We start from the raw sequence: 17360 nt of genomic DNA on the forward strand, positions 1-17360 counted from the left end.
GCCCGGAAACGCCAGTTTCCGGGCCTTTTTCATGACGTGCACCCATCGGATTCACATCTCCCGCAACCGCACTCACAAAGGGCGAGAATCAATCACCGCGCCTGCTGCAACATCATGATCAAACAGGGAAATCGTGATTTTTCGCCGATGGATTCTGGCAATTGAGGTCAGCCACGGGCAAGCCTAGGGAGCTAGGCAATAAGTCATAATAATAAAAAGAAAGGTAAAGCTGCCAATGGCTTATGACTGGAGCGGCGGTCGTACCCGCCGCCTTCGGCGGATGAAGCTGGGCGTAGTCGCCAGCTCTCTCATCCTGCTGGCGCTTCTCGCGTCGCTCGTTCTTGGCTGAACGCGCCGCACCCCCACGCTGACCGGCGGCATGGCAAGGTTTTCAGAAACCGCCCTGCCGCCGCTCCTTCAAGGGGATATCTCCGGCGATCAGGACTTCTTGACGTCCACGCAGTGAACCGGCTTCTTCATGTCGGGATCGGCCATAAGATCATAGAGATCGGCTTCGTCACCCTTCGACCACCAGACATAGATGCCGCCCTGATATTTGGCGCCCGACCCGGAAATGACATTTGCGGCAACGGTGATGCCATCCTTCAGCCCCAGCCGTACGAGGCTGACATCGCCAGCATTAAAATAGACGGCCTCCACCTGGTCGGCAGCGCATTGGTAGGTGGTCTCCACCTTTTCGACCGCCGTGTCTTTCGGAAGCGGAATCACCAGGTCTTCCGCCAGAGCGCCGGTGGCAATCAAAGCAAAGGCTGCAAGGCATGGTGCGGCAATGGATTTTTTCATGATGGTCCTTTCCTGATTGCGTCGAACCATAGAGGCCATGGCAGAAAAGCCGAAATGAGGCGGCCGCCCGTTGCAGGTCAAATTTCTGAGAATACGCCGCGTGGGCATTGCCAGGCTTCGTTACGGCATCCGCATCGCAGCCGTTTCAAAGCAGCCCGCAAGCTGCAGCACAACTATCGAAACAGCCAATAGACGACGCCGAGTATCACCGTCCACATCAGCAGCGATATGGCCAGCACGGTGAGATAGTTTCGAAATCGTCTGGTCATCCGCCCACATTGCCGGCCAGCGGCCATCGGACCGCAGTCGTTTAAATTGCTGGATGCGGATCGAGCCGCAGGATCAACTCTTTCTAACAAGAGACTGAATCCCAAGCCATTCGCAGATTTTACCCGCCCGAAAACGGGGTTGCCCTTGCCGTGGTTTCCGACCCATGGGAGCCAGCTCATCCGCGATCACCTCCTGATCACGGATGGGCAAGAATATTTCATACGCCAGCCACGCCGGCAAAGGCTCATGCGAGAATAATCGCAGCCGAATCTGCGCGGACCTTAGCCAAGGCCACTTCGGAAACGCAGCGATGCCGGAGCAACGACCATTGGCCGCCGCTCCTGCCGCCTCAGCTCTTGAGAGCTGTGTTGCAGAGACTCCAATAGCCGCCACCCTTCTGGATCCATTTCAGATCGCCGAGCGTGCCGTCATTTTTGTTCTTGTGATAGGAGTCGACACAGGTTTTCAGGCGGGCCTTTCCGGGCGTCTCGCTTGAATATTTCTTATCGACAGCACTCGGAAAAGCGACGCCCTTCGGGGCCTTCGTCGTCGCTTTTTCGGGTTCTTTTTCGGTAGTGGCCGCGACCTGCTTGTCATCGGCGGCGTCTTCAGCGGCGGCGTCGCTGCCACAGAACTTAGCGCGATAGTCGTTCCACTTGATATCCTTGGCAGACCCGTCAGTTTTCGCGGCCTGATATTTCACGCTGCACTCCTTCATGGTGAGTGCGGCCGCAGGGGAGACAAACGCCGCCGATGCCAGCAGCGCAAATGATGAGAAAATGACAGCCCTGTTAAACATAGAAGACTCCCGGTTGCATGATTGCCGGCCGACTATCCGACCGGATTTTCAACTTGTCAACGAGCAGTGCGGTAAGGACGGAAAGTCAAATTGACGGCGGAAAAAACGCGCTCGCCAAGCCTCAACATGTTTGTGGTGAAGACGGCATCGCGCCGCCACTCACGAACGGCCATGCGTGGGGGCCTGGCATCCCGGTCTTGTCGGTCAACTGTCGCCCGCGCCGTGTCCGAAGAATCACGTATTCGTGTGCCGTCACCTCTTTTCCGGAACGAATATCCTAAGTTTTCGTTAGCATCTCGAACGAATAACGAGGATTTACCGATGTTGAGGATGCCGAAGACCATCTCCGCGCTCGCTCTTGGCGTCGCGATATCTGCCGCTTCTGTCGTGCCCGCCCAAGCGCTGAGCCTTATACAGCCCGCCTACCAGCAGCAGGAACAGACACAGAATACAGACGGGCGCGGCTACCCCGCCTCGGCCTTTGCCGCGGGTAAAGGCGAAGAAGCCTCAGCCAACGGCTACGCCCTTTCACAAGGGGAAATCAACCACGTCAAATGGTGTGCCGCGCGTTACGCCACCTACCATCCCACCGACAACAGCTATACGGCAGCGGCCGGCACGCGAGAGCAATGTCGCTCTCCCCACTAAACCAGCCCCGATGCGACGGTCCGAAGCCGGCAAGATAAAATTTACCTTAAATTCTACCGATTTGAACCTTTTTCCCCGCGGGCCATTGAACGCACACCAATGGGGAAAGCGCGACGATGCTGTGGAATCTGGAAAAACTCGAACGAGAGCGAATTGATCTGATCGACGTGATTACCGCCCTGCGCCACATGGAGCGCCAGTCAATGGCGGATCGCCCCGCGATCTTCGAGGAAATCACGGCACATATGGGAAGGCTCAGTGAGCTCGACGCAGAGAAACAGCGTATCTGCCCGGCCTTGGAGGCAAGCTGAAAAGATGCCACAAAGCCAAAGAATGACAAGCAAACGTTATCGATCGTGTTGGGGGAATTGCTGGAGCGGGTAGCGGGAATCGAACCCGCGTATTCAGCTTGGAAGGCTGCTGCTCTACCATTGAGCTATACCCGCGGTGGTGATTTCGATCCGTGCAGAATGGTGGAGGGAGTTGGATTTGAACCAACGTAGGCGTAGCCAACGGATTTACAGTCCGTCCCCTTTAACCACTCGGGCATCCCTCCAGCTTTCTGCTAGGATCGAGCGACCAAGCTCTACAGATTTCGCTGCGGCGAAGCGCCGTTGCGTCATCTGTGGCGCGTATATGACGGCCTCGTTCGTTTCTGTCAACACGCCGTTTCACGAATTTTCGGGAAAAAATTCAAACACCTTTACAGCCCTGTGGATTATCGCGGGGGCTGGTATCCGCCCCTTCGCGGAGATATAAGGCGCCATGAGCAAAGACGATCCCAAAGACAAATCCACCCGCGACACCCATTACGCCACCCTGCGCCGTGCCGTGCGCGACGCCAAACGCGAGCGGGGCGAAATTCCGACCCCGCAGCAGCCGAAGCGCAGGAACAGGGGTGCGGACGACTGGAAGCCGCCGCAGCTTGCACCGGATCAGGTGCATCTTTACGGCCTGCATACCGTGCGTGCGGCGCTTGCCAATCCCGAGCGGCAACTCATCAAGCTGTCGGTTACCCTGAATGCCTTTGCGCGTCTGGATATCGGCGAAGCGGATGCGCAGCCCTTCCCGGTCGAGATCGTCTCGCCGCAGGATATCGACAAGGTTCTCGGCCCCGAGGCGATCCATCAGGGCGTGATGCTGGAAACCAGACCGCTGCCGGTCAAGAAGCTCGACGCACTGAAGAAAAGCCCGCTGATCCTCGTGCTCGATCAGGTCACTGACCCGCATAATGTCGGCGCCATCATGCGCTCGGCGGTCGCCTTCAACGCCGGCGCCGTCATCACCACCATCCGCCATAGCCCGACCGAGTCGGGCGTGCTGGCGAAATCCGCTTCCGGCGCGCTGGAGCTCATTCCCTATATCCAGATCACCAACCTGGCCGACACATTGGGCGAGTTGCACAAACTCGGCTTCTTCTCGGTCGGTCTGGATTCGGAAGGCCCTGCCCCCATCGAGCAGACCTTCAGCGGCGCAAAGATCGCGCTGGTACTGGGAGCCGAAGGCAAGGGCTTGCGGCAGAAGACCCGCGAAACCGTCTCGGCGCTTGCCCGTCTCGACATGCCGGGCGAGATCAAATCGCTCAACGTGTCGAATGCAGCGGCCATCGCCCTTTATGCAACGCAGCAATTTCTGGGCAAAGCGTCCTCCTGACGCTTGCCCTTCCTTGCGAAATCGCAAAGCGCAACGCATGCTGCGCCTTTAACATTCGCAAGGAGCAAATCTCGACATGACCGACCTGCCCATCAAACCGACCGGCGAACTGACGCTGCGGACGCTTGCCATGCCGGCCGATGCCAATCCGGCCGGTGATATTTTCGGCGGCTGGGTCATGTCGCAGATGGACTTGGCGAGCGGCATCCGCGCCGCAGAACGTTCCCGCTGTCGCGTCGTCACGGCGGCAGTCAAGGAAATGGCCTTCGAACTGCCGGTGAAGATCGGCGACACGCTGTCCATCTATACCGATATCGCCCGCGTCGGCCGCACCTCGATTACATTGACGGTCGAGGCCTGGGCGCAGCGGTCGCGTTTCGACAAGCTGGAAAAGGTCACCGCCGGCACCTTCATCATGGTGGCGATGGACGAGAACGGGCAGCCGACGCCCATTCCTCCGACGGAGTGAGCGAGATGGAGGCCGCCGTCAACGCCGCAGAAGCCTATTCGCATATCCGCGCGGTCATGGGCATGGTGGTCGGCCTCAGTCTTGCGCGCCTGCTGACCGGCCTTGCCGGTTTCGTGCAGCACCCCAAAAAGGAACGCATCTACCCGATACATCTTGGCTGGGTGGCGTTCCTGTTTCTCATGCTGGTGCATTTCTGGTGGTGGGAGCACCGCCTTGCCGCCAGCAATCACATTCTCGGCTTCGGCGCCTTCCTTTTCCTTATCCTGTTCTGCTCATTGTTCTATTTCCTCTGCGTGCTGCTGTTTCCCACGGAGATGAAAGAATATAAGGGCTACGATGACTATTTCTTCTCCCGAAAAAGCTGGTTCTTTGCTTTCCTGAGTGCTCTCTTTTTTACCGATATCGGCGACACCCTCTTGAAAGGGCACGTCTATTTCGCCTCTTTGGGGCCGGAATATCTCATCCGCACCGCCATTTACGTCGTTCTCTTCACGCTTGCCATCTTCATCGACAATCGCCGCTTTCACCGGTTTCTCGTCATCTTCGCGCTGGTCTACCAGATCGCCTGGATTTTCCGGACCTACGACCTGCTGGCCTGAAGAGCGCCCCACCGTGCACCGTCATTGTGTCGCGGTGACATTTCGCCGCGAATATGACATTGCGATTGCATGGGATTCATTCGCAAGATCATGCAGGACAGGAGTTCGGCGGGCGCCATCGCCACGCTGACGATTCTGCTTTTCCTGTTGCAGGGTCTCGCCAATGGCCTGACCAGCGGCAAAATGGCAATGGCCGCGCTGGCGGCGGATGAGGTCATCTGCTCCACCCACATGCCTGAAGGCGGCGCGGCCAAGCAGGATCCGGCGGGCAAGATCGCAAGCGACTGCTGCGGCACGCTCTGCCGACTGGCATCGGCCACGATCGCTACTCTTCCGGTCACACCCGTCGAACGTGCGGACCGGATCATTGCGAGCGGCGAAGTCGCCTTTGTAAACTTCAATGCCGCGTTACCACCGTCGCCACCCAATCTGGAATCGCGTCCACGCGCACCACCCGCCTCTCCGCACGCTTGAGACCTCCCCGGCTTGCCGGAAATCAAACCTTTTGCGGAGACATTCATGTCCGTCACGACCTCTTTCGAGGGCGAGCGCGCGCCTGCGCAGTCCTCGTCCATCAATCTTTACCGCGCCGTGTGGCGCTGGCATTTTTACGCCGGTCTCCTCGTCCTGCCCTTCATGATATCGCTTGCCGTCACCGGCGCGCTTTATCTCTTCCGGGACGAATTCGACAATCTCATCCATTCCGATCTGAAACGCGTAGAGGTGGTGCAGAACGCACCGAAAGCGCTTCCTTCCGAAATCATCGCTGCGGCGCTGGCGGCTGTGCCCGGTACCGCCGTCAAATATACGACACCAGCCGATCCGGGTGCTTCCACGGAAATCACCGTCAATACGGGCGACGGCAAGCGGGCGGTTTACGTCAATCCCTACACGGCTAAGGTAACCGGTTCCCTGCCGGATCGCGGCACCGTCATGTGGACGATCCGCTATCTCCACAGCCTGAAATATTTCGGCACCTATGCCCGCTATCTGATCGAGATCGCCGCCGGCTGGTCGATCCTTCTCGTCGCCACCGGCATCTATCTCTGGTGGCCGCGCAAGCAGACAGGCGGCGTCATCACCGTGCGCGGCACGCCGAAAAAGCGCGTGTTCTGGCGCGATACCCATGCCGTCACCGGCATTTTCGTGGGCTTTTTCATCGTTTTCCTTGCGGTCACCGGCATGCCCTGGTCGGGCGTCTGGGGCGCGAAGGTCAATGAATGGGCGAATGGCAGCAATTTCGGATATCCGGCCGGCCTGCGCACCGATGTTCCGATGTCCGGCGAGCATCTCGACCATGTCACCAAGACCAGCTGGTCGCTGGAGCAGGCGAAGGTCCCGGAATCCACCGCATCCGCCACCGGGCAACCAATCGGAATAAATGCGGCCATCGCACGTTTCGACGAACTCGGCCTTGCCGCCGGTTATGCCATCGCGCTGCCGACCAAACCGACGGGCGTCTATAGCGGCTCCGTCTATCCCTACGACCTCTCAAAGCAGCGTGTCGTCCATCTCGATCAATATAGCGGCCAACCGCTGATCGACATGGGCTATGCCGATTACGGTCCGCTTGGAAAAGCGCTGGAATGGGGGATCAACGTGCATATGGGCCAGCAATTCGGCCTCGCCAACCAGATCGTACTGCTGGCAGCGTGTTTCGGCACCGTCCTGCTTGCCGTGTCCGCCGGCATCATGTGGTGGAAACGACGCCCCAGAGGTTCTCTCGGCGTGCCACCATTGCCGCAGGATAAACGCGTCTTGCGCGGCCTGCTGGCCCTGCTCGCCATCGGTGGCATCCTGTTCCCGCTGGTTGGCGCAAGCCTGCTGATCATGCTTGTTCTGGATCAGATCGTGCAGTTCCGCCAGAAGCGACGCGCAGCCTGAAAAAATACGGCCGGGAGAATATCCCCGGCCGTGTCCTTCTGAATTCCGGACGTTTTGGCAGAGGCCCGCCTCAGAACATCGTATTGTTGTTTGCAGCCTTTTCCGGCACCGGCTGGATGACGTCCCAATGTTCGGTGATCTTGCCGTCGGTCACCCGGAAAATATCGACGATGGCGGCTCCGCGAGCACCCTCTTTATCCGTGGAATGGATATGCAGATAGACCAGATCGCCATCCGTGGCGCTGCGCACGATCCGGGATTTCGCCTGCGGGTTTTCCTTGAAGAAGCCGGTGAAGTAATCCACGAACGGCTTCTTGCCATCAGGCACCATGGGATTGTGCTGCTTGTAGCTATCAACGATGACGGCTGCGCCCTTCTCAACCTCATGCTTGTTGAAAACGGTGTCGTAGAACTCGATCACCAGCTTGCGGTTGGCTTCTTCCTGCGCCAGATCGCGTTTGGCGGTTTCGGCCAGAACCGGAGCGGCCATCAGCGCGGGTGCGAGCGCAAGCATGGCGATGGCGAGACGGCGTGTAACGAAATTCATGGAATACCTCTCAATAACCGACGGTGAAACGCTGGCGGGAATGTTGCGGCTTCTCGATTTCATCGGCAAGCGCGATGGCGTAGTCCTCGAAAGAAATACGGCTGCCCTGATCGTTACTCAGAAGGCTGTCCTTGCCGATCCGGAATTTTCCGGTTCTTTCGCCCGGCACGAATTCGGCTGACGGCGACAGGAAGGTCCAGTCGAGCTGCTTTTCCTGTTTCAGCTTGTCCAGGAACTCAGCACCCTTCGTTGCCTCGACCTTATAGGCGGCGGGGAAATCCGGCAGGTCAACCACACGCTGGCCCGGCGCAATTTCAAGGCTGCCGGCGCCACCGACCACGAGATAACGCGGAACGCCGGAGGCGCGCACCGCCTCGATCAGCGTTGCGGGATCGCTGGCGGTAAAATGCACCGAGCTGATCACGGCATCGTGACCCTTCAACAGGTCCGAAAGCGCCGCCTGATCGAAGACATCGCCCTTCTTTGCCACCACATTTGGCAGTGCGGCGATCTTTTCGGGATTGCGGGCGATCGCCGTGACCTGATGTCCACGATCGGAGAGTTCCTTCAGGATTCGGGACCCGGCATTGCCGGAAGCACCGATGAGTGCGATTTTAGCCATGGCTTGTTTCCTCTGTTGATATCGTCATTGGTCTAAATAATAGACCGTGAAGTGAAGCTATGGTATCGCAGGACTGGCCGCAAGAAGTCAGCCGCCGGTGATCTGGTCACATGGCGATGACCTTTAAGGCTCTGAAAGCGGGCAAGGGATACGGAAAATGCCGGATATACAGACCAAGGAAATCTTCGCCTTCGAGCAGCCCTGCCCCATCCGCGACGTGCTGGACCGCATCGGCGATCAGTGGAGCCTGCTGGTTCTGGAAACCCTTCAGGGCGGGGTTCTGCGCTTCAACGAACTGAATCGCAGGATCGATGATATTTCCAAGCAGATGCTCTCGCGCACGCTGAAGCGGCTGGAAGAGGACGGCTTCATTCGCCGCACGCTGTATGCCGAGGTGCCGCCGCGCGTGGAATATGAGCTGACCAATCTCGGCCGCTCGTTTCTGGTGCCGATGCAATTGCTGGTGCAATGGGCCGATGAGAACCATGTCAGCATCTGCAAGGCGCGCCTGCAATATTCGGAAAACGACAATCGCGGCTGAGTGCCGGGCCCGCGGCGTCTCCAAAAGTGGCGTTTACTCCAGCCGGTAGACCTTGCAGACCAGCCCTTCCGGCTGACGGTAGGTCGTAAAGCCCATTGCATCATAATAGTGCTGGCCGAGCAGGTTGTCAGCACCGATGCTGGCATCGATATTTTTCAGGCCGCGGACTTCCGCCGCCATCCGGGTCGCCGCGAAAAGAGCGGAGCCGACACCTCTTCGTGCTGCCCGCGGGCTGACATGGGTGCCGATGATGCCCCAGCCTTCCGCCACGCCATAGGGATTGTCAGCCCGCGCATACCGCAGGGACTGGAACCCCAGGATACGCCCATCCTCATCCTCGGCAACCGAGCATTCGATACGGTCTGTGTGCTGGATATAATTTTCCAGCACGGTGGGCATGTCCGTCGGCGTTTTACGCAGGCCAGCCGAGAATATCTCATTCTGAACCGCCACCATCTCATTAGCATCGTCAACTTTTGCAGGCCGTATTTTCATCGATACATCATTTCAGATCTGTTGCGACTGGTTCAAGCTGGGGGAAACCATCACGTCTTACGTCTTTGATATTGGAAAATAAAGAAAACCACGAGCCACTGGTGCTCGCCGATGCCTGTTCCGGTCGCATCCAACGCATCCGGCTGAATTTTGTTCCGCAGGCTTCGTTGCCTTTTTGTACTCATTTTTTCACCGCCTCCCCTTCCCTTTGCGCGTGACTCCCTCCATATTTCGCCCATGGCCAGATCACCGAAAAACTCCACCTCCTCGCATCAGGGCTTCGAGGAAGCTCCGCAATCGTCATTCGAAGGCGCGCCGCTGAGCGGCAGTGTTGCCGACTGGGTGAAACAGCTTGAGGCGGAAGCGGAGGCGGGTTCGGTGGAAACCCAGCGCGAAATCGCTTCGAAAGCCGGCAAGCACCGCAAGAAGATCGAGATCGAGGCCCGCAAGGAGGCCGAGAAAGCCGCCAACAAAACGGCCAGAAACACCACCGCGTCCAAGACGGCGCGCGGCGTTTCCATCGGCGGGTCGAGTGATCCGAAAACCCGCGCCGCAGCAGGTCTCAATCCGGTCGCCGGTCTGGATGTGTCGCTGGAGGAAGCCGCCAACCTCGCGCCCGGGGCCGTCACCGCAACCGTAGATGCCTTGTCCAAGCTGATCGAGAGCGGCAATCCGCTGTTCAAGGACGGCAAGATGTGGACGCCGCACCGGCCGGCCCGTCCGCCGAAATCTGAAGGCGGCGTGGCGATCCGCATGGCTTCAGATTATCAGCCCGCCGGTGACCAGCCAACCGCCATTGCCGACCTCGTGGAAGGCATCAATTCCGGCGAGCGCAGCCAGGTGCTGCTCGGTGTTACCGGCTCCGGCAAGACCTTCACCATGGCCAAGGTGATAGAGGCCACGCAACGCCCCGCTGTCATCCTCGCCCCCAACAAGACGCTGGCGGCTCAGCTCTATTCGGAGTTCAAGAACTTCTTCCCCGACAATGCGGTGGAATATTTCGTCTCCTATTACGATTATTATCAGCCGGAAGCCTATGTGCCGCGCTCCGACACCTTCATCGAGAAGGAATCCTCGATCAACGAACAGATCGACCGGATGCGCCACTCCGCCACCCGTTCGCTGCTTGAGCGCGATGATTGCATCATCGTCGCCTCGGTCTCCTGCATCTACGGTATCGGCTCGGTGGAAACCTACACCGCCATGACCTTCCAGATGCAGGTGGGCGACCGGCTGGACCAGCGCCAGCTTCTGGCCGATCTCGTGGCCCAGCAATACAAGCGCCGCGACATGGATTTCCAGCGCGGCTCCTTCCGCGTGCGCGGCGATACCATCGAAATCTTCCCCGCCCACCTTGAGGATGCCGCCTGGCGTATCTCGATGTTCGGCGACGAGATCGATTCCATCACCGAATTCGACCCGCTGACAGGCCAGAAAACCGGCGACCTGCAATCCGTCAAGATTTACGCCAATTCGCACTATGTCACGCCGCGCCCGACGCTGAACGGTGCGATCAAGTCGATCAAGGAAGAGCTCAAGGTCCGCCTCGCCGAGCTGGAGAAGGCCGGGCGCCTTCTGGAAGCCCAGCGGCTGGAGCAGCGCACCCGCTACGATATCGAGATGCTGGAAGCGACCGGCTCCTGCGCCGGCATCGAGAACTATTCGCGGTATCTTACCGGCCGCAATCCCGGTGAACCACCGCCGACGCTGTTCGAATATATCCCCGATAACGCCCTGCTGTTCATCGACGAAAGCCACGTTTCGGTGAGCCAGATCGGCGGCATGTATCGCGGCGACTTCCGCCGCAAGGCGACGCTGGCCGAATACGGTTTCCGCCTGCCCTCCTGCATGGATAACCGCCCTCTGCGCTTCGAGGAATGGGACGCGATGCGGCCGCTGACGGTCGCGGTCTCGGCCACCCCCGGCTCGTGGGAAATGGAACAGTCCGGCGGCGTCTTCGCCGAACAGGTCATTCGCCCCACCGGCCTCATCGATCCGCCGGTTGAGGTGCGTTCCGCCCGCAGCCAGGTGGACGACGTTCTCGGCGAAATCCGCGAAACCGCCGCCAAGGGTTATCGCACGCTCTGCACCGTGCTGACCAAACGCATGGCAGAGGACCTGACCGAATATCTGCACGAACAGGGCGTTCGTGTGCGCTACATGCACTCTGACATCGACACGCTGGAACGCATCGAGATCATCCGCGACCTGCGCCTTGGCGCTTTCGACGTGCTTGTCGGTATCAACCTTCTGCGTGAGGGCCTCGATATTCCCGAATGCGGTTTCGTGGCCATCCTCGATGCCGACAAGGAAGGTTTCCTGCGTTCGGAAACCTCGCTGATCCAGACCATCGGCCGCGCCGCCCGTAACGTCGATGGCAAGGTCATCCTGTATGCCGACAACATCACCGGCTCGATGAAACGGGCGATGGAGGAAACCTCCCGCCGCCGCGAAAAGCAGATGGCCTATAACGCCGAACACGGCATCACGCCGGAATCGGTCAAGGCGAAGATCTCCGATATTCTTGATTCCGTTTATGAACGCGACCACGTAAGGGCTGATATTTCAGGCGTTTCCGGCAAGGGCTTCGCCGATGGCGGCCATCTGGTCGGCAACAATCTTCAGGCCCATCTGAACGCGCTGGAAAAATCCATGCGCGACGCCGCCGCCGACCTCGACTTCGAAAAAGCCGCCCGCCTGCGCGACGAGATCAAACGCCTCAAGGCCGCAGAACTCGCCACCATGGACGACCCCATGGCCAAGGAAGAGGCGCGCGCTATTGAAGGCGGTGGAAAAAGCACCAAACGCCGCAACGAGTCGATCTCCCCCCTTGAGGGGGAGATGTCCGGCAGGACAGAGGGGGGTAACGCCGCGAACGAAAGCGGGAACTCCCTCTTCGCCAAACCCTCTCTGGACGAAATGGGGCCCGGCTCGGACGCCGGAAAGCCGCTGTTCCGTAGGAACACGCTGGACGAAATGACGGTGGGAAGAACCGAAAAGCCCGTGCGCAGCGCGGTGCCCGACAAACCCGAAACCGAATCCGGCAAACGGTTCTCACCGCTTATGGAGGGACAGCCGGAACGGGCCACAGACGATCCAAGACCGCTGGTCCGCGGCAAGATCGGTGCGGGCTCCTATGAGGATGCCGGCGAGCAGAAGCGCAAAAGCCGGACGAAGGGCAAGACGGGCCGGCCGGGGCGGTGACGCATACCGTGCAGCCGGTCTGACAGGTCGGCGGGTTAAGGCACCCGCCGTTCATATCAGGGCTGTCGGCGCGAAACCGGAAACGGGTCAAAAGGCCCCTGACACGCTGGCAGCGCCCGTCAGCTTTCACATGGCGTGATCAGCGACCTGACCTCGGTCGGCCCGAATAACTTGACCAGGTCCGCATCAATAGATGTGGGAATATAGCCTTCGTTTTCCGCAGGTTTCATATAGATCGAGGAATAGATCGGGCCGGCGGGAAACGCACCCTTGAAGCAGGCTTTCACGATCTTGATCTCCGTACTGCCCCTGATACGCGGCCCCTGAGCGCGGGAAAGGCGCACCCGCTCCTGCAGCTCCGCCAGCCGTCCAACGTCTTCGGGTTTGACCCGCCACACGCTCGTCGACATGCCCTCCCGTTTTTCCGGCCGGAACTTCACAAGGGCGGCCGCATCCGTATCCGCCACCAGCGCATAGGTGTCAACGGTTTCGCCCACCGCGCCATCCGCCCTGCTACGGGTGATCATCACGGCATCCCCGGAGATCAGGGAAAGATTGGCTGGCAATTGCAACCCGACCCGCACATGCTCGAAGTTCATCGTCAGAAAATCCTGCCGTATCAGCTTGGGAACGCTGGAAATCGGGACGGTCATGCAACCGGTGAGGAAGAGGAGCAAAACAGGCAGGCGGGCAAAACGCGATAGTGGCAATGTCATGATATTAAAACCTGAAAATAGAAGCGCGATATGAAATGGCGTTGTCGAACAGACGTTTTGCGACGTTGAAGCCGCCACGCCGCGCATAAACTTGCGCGAACGACATTGCCGCAACATTATGGGTTCCGGAACGCGTCGTGATGACAGGAGACCCCCATATGTATCGAAAACGCCTTATGGCCTTCTGCCTGCTCATGTCCTCCGGTTCTGCACTCGCCGGGCAAATCGAAGATGCCACCTTCGACAGCGCGGCCTTGAACGCGCCGCTTCCCGTCAATATCTACCGCCCGGATGGTGCACCGCCCGAAAACGGCTGGCCGGTGCTCTATCTCCTGCATGGCCATGATGGCGACCAGAACAGCTGGCGCGATCTCGGCAATATCGAAAAGACGCTCGATACGCTCATCGCAGCGGGCGCCATCCGGCCGCTGGTCGTCGTCATGCCCGGCGTCAAGAACAGCTGGTATGTGGATTCCGCGATGGCGATCACGTCTGGTCGGTGTGGAAGGTTTCGATCATCGACGCGCTGAAGTTCATCGATAGGGAATGGGACAAGGCAGCAGATGTCGCCGGGAATTGAGGCGCGGCCCTCCTTCTCAAACAGGCACACCGATCATTTTCCGGTCCGCTTCTTTCCGCTCTTCCCCGCCACATTCAACGCCACCGCAGCCCGGATCAGCGCCGCCAGCGCCTCCTCATCCACCACATCCCCCTCGTGAAAATCGATCGCCCGTCGCGTATTGCCTTCCAGGCTCGAATTGAACAGGCCGGCCGGGTCTTCAAGCGAGGCGCCCTTCGCAAATGTCATCTTCACGGCACTCTTGTAGGTTTCGCCAGTGCAGAGGATGCCGGCATGCGACCAGACCGGCACGCCGCGCCACTTCACCTCCTCAATCACCTCCGGATCGGCCTTCAGGATCACCGCGCGGATGCGTGCGAGCATATCGCCGCGCCAATCGCCCAGCTCCGCGACTTTACGGTCGATGATGTCAGACGCTGCGGTTTCCTCCGCATCTTTTTCCGTAACCTTTTTTGCCATGATGCCCTCCCGATTTCGCCGCGCCGCCACTCCCGGCCTGCCGCGCCGTTGTTCCGGCTTTCAACATAGACCAAATTTTCCTGTCCTCCCATGCGGAACAAAATTCGCCTGTCACCGTTTCCTCCCCGAACGCAACGTTCAGCATACAAAGGGAAGAAACATCATGAAAATCAATGTCATCGCTCTCGCTGCCGCAGCAGTGCTCTCTTCTTCCGTGGCCTTTGCCCAGACGGCGACCACGGCCCCTGCTGCCGGCGCGGATGCTACTCTCTCCGGCCCCGGTATCACCATGGGCACCAAGGCCAGCGGCCCGCTGAAGTTCGTCAATGTCCAGAAGACCGATCTCACCGCCTCCCAGCTTGACGGCATGGACATCTATAACGCCCAGAACGAAAACATCGGCGAGATCGAGGATGTGGTGATTGGCGATGGCAAGTCGGTGATCGGCCTTGTCGCCAGCGTCGGCGGCTTCCTCGGCATCGACAAGAGCTATGTGGTGCTCGACCCGGCATCCGTCGCAGTCCACAACGACAACGGCACCTGGAAGGCCTATGTCGACACCACCAAGGACGCGCTCCAGAACGCCCCCAAGCTCGACTACGACAAGCTGGACGACTGATTACCCCTGCAGTTGTTCACTTGTCTCCCCCCGCGCCGAGGCGCGGGGGTTTTCGTATGGAGGATTTGATGCAGCAGCCGTCAATCCTCGCCCCACAGACCCTTGCCTGACAGACACTTGCCTATGAGCCCGGCCCTCGCCTATCTTCGGTGCGCAAATCACCAAGGATCGATGCGTGCCCGCCCATAGTCTCTTTTCCCTTTCCGTCAGTTCTGCCCTGTTGCTGAGCGCCCTTCCGCTGTCAGCACAGTCCGCCGGCTGGAAACCCGCCGAGCAGATCAAAACCTATGCCATCAGCGGCAATACTGGCGGCGCGCTTTATCAGTCCATCGGCGAACGCGGCCCGACGGCCGGTGTGCAGGCGATTGCACACACCACCTTCAAGCTGACATGGCGACGGGATTATCGTCCGCAGCCGGATGGCGCCTGCGTGCTGGCCACCGCAAGGCCCAATCTCACCATCATCTACACCTGGCCAAAAGCGCCTGCCAATCTGCCGCCCGCTGTTGCTGCCAGCTGGAGGACCTTCATTTCCGGCGTGGAAACCCATGAGCGCGTCCATGGCGAGCATATCCTCGACATGGTGAAGAAGATCGAAGCCTTCAGCACCGGGCTGAGGGCGGAGAGCGATCCCAAATGCCAGAAGGTGCGCGCCGTTCTGCAACAGCGTCTCGGCGAGCTTTCCACTGAGCAACGCCAGCGCGGCCGCGATTTCGACCGCGACGAGCTTTCACCGGGCGGGCGGGTGCACCAGCTCATCCTCGCACTGGCCAACGGCCCTTGAGCGATCGGGCTTATTCCGCCGCTTCGCCTTTCAGGAGAGGCTCCGTGAGCATCACGCTCTCCAGCTCGTAGGAATAACCCTCCAGCATCGTATAGGCCTGCTCGATCGCCTCGATCTGGGTCTCGGCGTTGCGGATGGCTTCGGCGATGGACTGGCTGCGGGCGCGCAGCATGGAACTCAGCACATCCGTCTCCGGCTTGCGGCCCAGACGATCCATGTGTTTGCGCACCCGCGTGCGGTGCCGCTCCAGCTCGAGAATATGGAAGCGGCTTTTCAGAATATCGTCGGTCAGCTTGCGGCGCATGGCCGCCACGGGATCGAAACTGCCGGGTTCGCGCTCGTCCAGAATGAATTCATTGACCAGCGTTTCCAGCATCAGCAGGCCCTTGAGGTCCTTGGCGTCGGCAAGCTGCGGGTCGTAGCCGGTATCGTCGAACACCTTGCGGCGCACCGGATCCTTCAGAAGTTCATAAGCCGTCTGCAGCCGTGCGAATTGCTCGGCATCGCCGCCGCTGTCGGGATGCGCGGCCTTGGCCACCTTGCGATAGGCCGTCTTGATCGCCGCCTCGTCGGCATCGCGCTCCACGCCAAGCAAAACATAGGGATCGATCACAAAAACACCTTCAAACGCAAACTGTTACCCGCATGCCTGATGCCACGCTCCTGAGGCCCGCCGGCGGATCATAGGCCAATTCCGCCCCGTGCGGCACCCCGCCCCGGCTTTTAAACCGGCAAAGCCCACATAAAGCCTCGCGGCGCAGCGGACGGAAAAGCCCTTGATGCCCAAATTTGTCGGACAGAAGGCGACTATAATGACGGGCCGGACAAAATTGTGGAAAGCGATGGCAAAATATACCACGCATCCGGCACCACGCTTGCCGCACCCCGCCGGAGAACACCCTGCCAAGAAGCATATCAGGCGCATTTTCAGGGCCTTATGGTGGAATGCCGCCAACGGGTGTAAGCTCGGCTTTTGGATCTGAAGGGAGGACGATCCGATGCCGCAAACCATTACCCAGACCGTCACGGACTATGTCCATGCCATGGCCTATGCGGATGAGGGCCTGATGCGTGATGTATTCGATCCACGCGCCAGCATCGTCGGCACCTTCGAAGGTGAAATCGAATGGCTGTCGCTGGAGGATTTCGTCGACCAGATGCGCAAGAGCGAACGCGGGCTGCCCGACCACGATCCCGCTTTCGAAATCATGGGCATCGACAAGGAGGGCGACAGCGCTTCAGTGAAGCTGACGACCCGTTTCGACGGCATGGATTTTTACGAATACCTGTCCCTGCTGGAACGCGACGGCAACTGGTCGATCGTGCACAAGCTTTATCACATAAAGCCATAGGCATCATCAAAACAGCGGCAAAAACGGGGAAATAAAAAAGGCTAAGCCTTTGAAAATACTGGTGCCCCCGACAAGGTTCGAACTCGTGACCCCCTGATTACAAATCAGGTGCTCTACCAACTGAGCTACAAGGGCAAGCCAGTGCCTTGCCAACTATCAGATTCTGACTTGGTGTAAAGCAAAAACTGCCTGCGGCCCATCAAGCCGGCTTTTTTTCCACATCATCCTCGCGCCGACATATCTGCCTGATCGCTATTAAAGCAAAAGGCCCATAAAATAAGCGAAGTATTTACGCGGCGAAGCTAAAATGGCTGC

Annotated in this window: 20 protein-coding genes, 3 tRNA genes and 1 pseudogene; 13 read left to right on the forward strand and 11 right to left on the reverse strand. The window is 59.2% G+C overall.

The features are described from left to right. Positions 1-438: 438 nt before the first annotated feature. Positions 439-804, reverse strand: a complete 366-nt coding sequence (locus tag CFBP5499_RS09070) for an MliC family protein (protein WP_080827274.1) — start codon at positions 802-804, stop codon at positions 439-441. Positions 805-1423: 619 nt separating this feature from the next. Beyond that, complete coding sequence (locus CFBP5499_RS09080) at positions 1424-1873, reverse strand: hypothetical protein (protein WP_080824788.1); 450 nt, start codon at positions 1871-1873, stop codon at positions 1424-1426. A gap of 321 nt (positions 1874-2194) precedes the next feature. Here CFBP5499_RS09080 and CFBP5499_RS09085 point away from each other — a divergent pair, with 321 nt between their 5' ends. Both CFBP5499_RS09085 and CFBP5499_RS09090 read left to right on the forward strand, forming a co-directional pair. After that, entirely contained in the window at positions 2195-2521 is a 327-nt protein-coding gene (locus CFBP5499_RS09085; protein WP_080824787.1) for a BA14K family protein, read from the forward strand. A gap of 116 nt (positions 2522-2637) precedes the next feature. Beyond that, a complete protein-coding gene (locus CFBP5499_RS09090; protein ID WP_080824786.1) occupies positions 2638-2832 on the forward strand; it encodes a hypothetical protein in 195 nt (64 codons plus the stop codon). A 61-nt stretch (positions 2833-2893) separates the two neighbouring features. Here CFBP5499_RS09090 and CFBP5499_RS09095 read toward each other — a convergent pair. Further along, positions 2894-2967 (reverse strand) — tRNA-Gly (locus CFBP5499_RS09095). Between the two features lie 25 nt (positions 2968-2992). Beyond that, positions 2993-3077 (reverse strand) — tRNA-Tyr (locus CFBP5499_RS09100). Positions 3078-3286: 209 nt separating this feature from the next. Here CFBP5499_RS09100 and rlmB point away from each other — a divergent pair. The 5 genes from rlmB to CFBP5499_RS09125 all read left to right on the forward strand — a co-directional run bounded on the left by rlmB (position 3287) and on the right by CFBP5499_RS09125 (position 7126). Continuing rightward, complete coding sequence (rlmB, locus tag CFBP5499_RS09105) at positions 3287-4174, forward strand: 23S rRNA (guanosine(2251)-2'-O)-methyltransferase RlmB (protein WP_080824785.1); 888 nt, start codon at positions 3287-3289, stop codon at positions 4172-4174. Between the two features lie 76 nt (positions 4175-4250). Next, positions 4251-4643 (forward strand): acyl-CoA thioesterase, encoded by a 393-nt coding sequence (locus CFBP5499_RS09110; RefSeq protein WP_080824784.1) that lies wholly within the window; start codon positions 4251-4253, stop codon positions 4641-4643. Between the two features lie 5 nt (positions 4644-4648). Next, a complete protein-coding gene (locus tag CFBP5499_RS09115) occupies positions 4649-5242 on the forward strand; it encodes a hypothetical protein (RefSeq protein ID WP_080827273.1) in 594 nt (197 codons plus the stop codon). Between the two features lie 69 nt (positions 5243-5311). Next, positions 5312-5716 carry a DUF2946 family protein gene (locus CFBP5499_RS30000; RefSeq protein ID WP_175416666.1) on the forward strand — a complete coding sequence of 135 codons (405 nt, stop codon included), beginning with the start codon at positions 5312-5314 and terminating at the stop codon, positions 5714-5716. A gap of 45 nt (positions 5717-5761) precedes the next feature. Then, positions 5762-7126, forward strand: coding sequence for a PepSY-associated TM helix domain-containing protein (locus CFBP5499_RS09125; protein WP_080824783.1), 1365 nt, complete (start codon positions 5762-5764; stop codon positions 7124-7126). A 70-nt stretch (positions 7127-7196) separates the two neighbouring features. Here the strand turns inward: CFBP5499_RS09125 and CFBP5499_RS09130 are convergent, their stop codons facing one another. Both CFBP5499_RS09130 and CFBP5499_RS09135 read right to left on the reverse strand, forming a co-directional pair. Next, positions 7197-7673 carry a nuclear transport factor 2 family protein gene (locus CFBP5499_RS09130; protein ID WP_080824782.1) on the reverse strand — a complete coding sequence of 159 codons (477 nt, stop codon included), beginning with the start codon at positions 7671-7673 and terminating at the stop codon, positions 7197-7199. A gap of 10 nt (positions 7674-7683) precedes the next feature. Then, positions 7684-8295, reverse strand: a complete 612-nt coding sequence (locus CFBP5499_RS09135; protein WP_080824781.1) for an NAD(P)-dependent oxidoreductase — start codon at positions 8293-8295, stop codon at positions 7684-7686. A gap of 157 nt (positions 8296-8452) precedes the next feature. Between CFBP5499_RS09135 and CFBP5499_RS09140 the strand changes: the two genes are divergently transcribed. Continuing rightward, a complete protein-coding gene (locus CFBP5499_RS09140) occupies positions 8453-8836 on the forward strand; it encodes a winged helix-turn-helix transcriptional regulator (protein ID WP_080824780.1) in 384 nt (127 codons plus the stop codon). A gap of 33 nt (positions 8837-8869) precedes the next feature. Here the strand turns inward: CFBP5499_RS09140 and CFBP5499_RS09145 are convergent, their stop codons facing one another. After that, complete coding sequence (locus CFBP5499_RS09145) at positions 8870-9292, reverse strand: GNAT family N-acetyltransferase (RefSeq protein WP_080824779.1); 423 nt, start codon at positions 9290-9292, stop codon at positions 8870-8872. A gap of 276 nt (positions 9293-9568) precedes the next feature. On the opposite strand from CFBP5499_RS09145, the gene uvrB reads away from it, so the two are divergent. Further along, the gene (uvrB, locus tag CFBP5499_RS09150; protein WP_080824777.1) at positions 9569-12535 is read left to right on the forward strand and encodes an excinuclease ABC subunit UvrB; all 2967 of its coding nucleotides are present in this window, start codon (positions 9569-9571) and stop codon (positions 12533-12535) included. A 119-nt stretch (positions 12536-12654) separates the two neighbouring features. On the opposite strand, the gene CFBP5499_RS09155 is transcribed toward uvrB, so the two are convergent. Continuing rightward, entirely contained in the window at positions 12655-13251 is a 597-nt protein-coding gene (locus CFBP5499_RS09155; protein ID WP_233284141.1) for a hypothetical protein, read from the reverse strand. 158 nt (positions 13252-13409) lie between these two features. Here CFBP5499_RS09155 and CFBP5499_RS09160 point away from each other — a divergent pair. After that, positions 13410-13730, forward strand: a pseudogene (locus CFBP5499_RS09160) (alpha/beta hydrolase-fold protein); the annotation flags it as partial. Positions 13731-13864: 134 nt separating this feature from the next. Here CFBP5499_RS09160 and CFBP5499_RS09165 read toward each other — a convergent pair. Then, positions 13865-14290 (reverse strand): DUF1801 domain-containing protein, encoded by a 426-nt coding sequence (locus CFBP5499_RS09165; protein WP_080824776.1) that lies wholly within the window; start codon positions 14288-14290, stop codon positions 13865-13867. Between the two features lie 163 nt (positions 14291-14453). Here CFBP5499_RS09165 and CFBP5499_RS09170 point away from each other — a divergent pair, with 163 nt between their 5' ends. Together CFBP5499_RS09170 and CFBP5499_RS09175 are read left to right on the forward strand one after the other, a co-directional pair. After that, entirely contained in the window at positions 14454-14909 is a 456-nt protein-coding gene (locus CFBP5499_RS09170) for a PRC-barrel domain-containing protein (RefSeq protein ID WP_080824775.1), read from the forward strand. A 175-nt stretch (positions 14910-15084) separates the two neighbouring features. Beyond that, a complete protein-coding gene (locus tag CFBP5499_RS09175; protein WP_080824774.1) occupies positions 15085-15693 on the forward strand; it encodes a DUF922 domain-containing Zn-dependent protease in 609 nt (202 codons plus the stop codon). A gap of 10 nt (positions 15694-15703) precedes the next feature. On the opposite strand, the gene CFBP5499_RS09180 is transcribed toward CFBP5499_RS09175, so the two are convergent. Continuing rightward, complete coding sequence (locus CFBP5499_RS09180; RefSeq protein ID WP_080824773.1) at positions 15704-16306, reverse strand: J domain-containing protein; 603 nt, start codon at positions 16304-16306, stop codon at positions 15704-15706. Positions 16307-16691: 385 nt separating this feature from the next. Between CFBP5499_RS09180 and CFBP5499_RS09185 the strand changes: the two genes are divergently transcribed. Next, complete coding sequence (locus tag CFBP5499_RS09185) at positions 16692-17045, forward strand: nuclear transport factor 2 family protein (RefSeq protein WP_080824771.1); 354 nt, start codon at positions 16692-16694, stop codon at positions 17043-17045. Between the two features lie 59 nt (positions 17046-17104). Here CFBP5499_RS09185 and CFBP5499_RS09190 read toward each other — a convergent pair. After that, positions 17105-17180 (reverse strand) — tRNA-Thr (locus tag CFBP5499_RS09190). Positions 17181-17360: the final 180 nt, after the last annotated feature.

Source organism: Agrobacterium tumefaciens, assembly GCF_005221325.1.
Classification (GTDB): Bacteria; Pseudomonadota; Alphaproteobacteria; order Rhizobiales; family Rhizobiaceae; genus Agrobacterium.

Bases quoted from the DNA above. Each gene is read 5' to 3' on its own strand.
- CFBP5499_RS09140 (WP_080824780.1), top strand. From the start codon at position 8,453: ATGCCGGATATACAGACCAAGGAAATCTTCGCCTTCGAGCAGCCCTGC.
- CFBP5499_RS09155 (WP_233284141.1), bottom strand. From the start codon at position 13,251: ATGACATTGCCACTATCGCGTTTTGCCCGCCTGCCTGTTTTGCTCCTC.
- CFBP5499_RS09185 (WP_080824771.1), top strand. From the start codon at position 16,692: ATGCCGCAAACCATTACCCAGACCGTCACGGACTATGTCCATGCCATG.
- CFBP5499_RS09125 (WP_080824783.1), top strand. From the start codon at position 5,762: ATGTCCGTCACGACCTCTTTCGAGGGCGAGCGCGCGCCTGCGCAGTCC.
- CFBP5499_RS09090 (WP_080824786.1), top strand. From the start codon at position 2,638: ATGCTGTGGAATCTGGAAAAACTCGAACGAGAGCGAATTGATCTGATC.
- CFBP5499_RS09145 (WP_080824779.1), bottom strand. From the start codon at position 9,292: ATGGTGGCGGTTCAGAATGAGATATTCTCGGCTGGCCTGCGTAAAACG.
- rlmB (WP_080824785.1), top strand. From the start codon at position 3,287: ATGAGCAAAGACGATCCCAAAGACAAATCCACCCGCGACACCCATTAC.
- CFBP5499_RS09115 (WP_080827273.1), top strand. From the start codon at position 4,649: ATGGAGGCCGCCGTCAACGCCGCAGAAGCCTATTCGCATATCCGCGCG.
- uvrB (WP_080824777.1), top strand. From the start codon at position 9,569: ATGGCCAGATCACCGAAAAACTCCACCTCCTCGCATCAGGGCTTCGAG.
- CFBP5499_RS09085 (WP_080824787.1), top strand. From the start codon at position 2,195: ATGTTGAGGATGCCGAAGACCATCTCCGCGCTCGCTCTTGGCGTCGCG.
- CFBP5499_RS30000 (WP_175416666.1), top strand. From the start codon at position 5,312: ATGGGATTCATTCGCAAGATCATGCAGGACAGGAGTTCGGCGGGCGCC.
- CFBP5499_RS09110 (WP_080824784.1), top strand. From the start codon at position 4,251: ATGACCGACCTGCCCATCAAACCGACCGGCGAACTGACGCTGCGGACG.
- CFBP5499_RS09165 (WP_080824776.1), bottom strand. From the start codon at position 14,290: ATGGCAAAAAAGGTTACGGAAAAAGATGCGGAGGAAACCGCAGCGTCT.
- CFBP5499_RS09130 (WP_080824782.1), bottom strand. From the start codon at position 7,673: ATGAATTTCGTTACACGCCGTCTCGCCATCGCCATGCTTGCGCTCGCA.
- CFBP5499_RS09135 (WP_080824781.1), bottom strand. From the start codon at position 8,295: ATGGCTAAAATCGCACTCATCGGTGCTTCCGGCAATGCCGGGTCCCGA.
- CFBP5499_RS09070 (WP_080827274.1), bottom strand. From the start codon at position 804: ATGAAAAAATCCATTGCCGCACCATGCCTTGCAGCCTTTGCTTTGATT.
- CFBP5499_RS09080 (WP_080824788.1), bottom strand. From the start codon at position 1,873: ATGTTTAACAGGGCTGTCATTTTCTCATCATTTGCGCTGCTGGCATCG.
- CFBP5499_RS09170 (WP_080824775.1), top strand. From the start codon at position 14,454: ATGAAAATCAATGTCATCGCTCTCGCTGCCGCAGCAGTGCTCTCTTCT.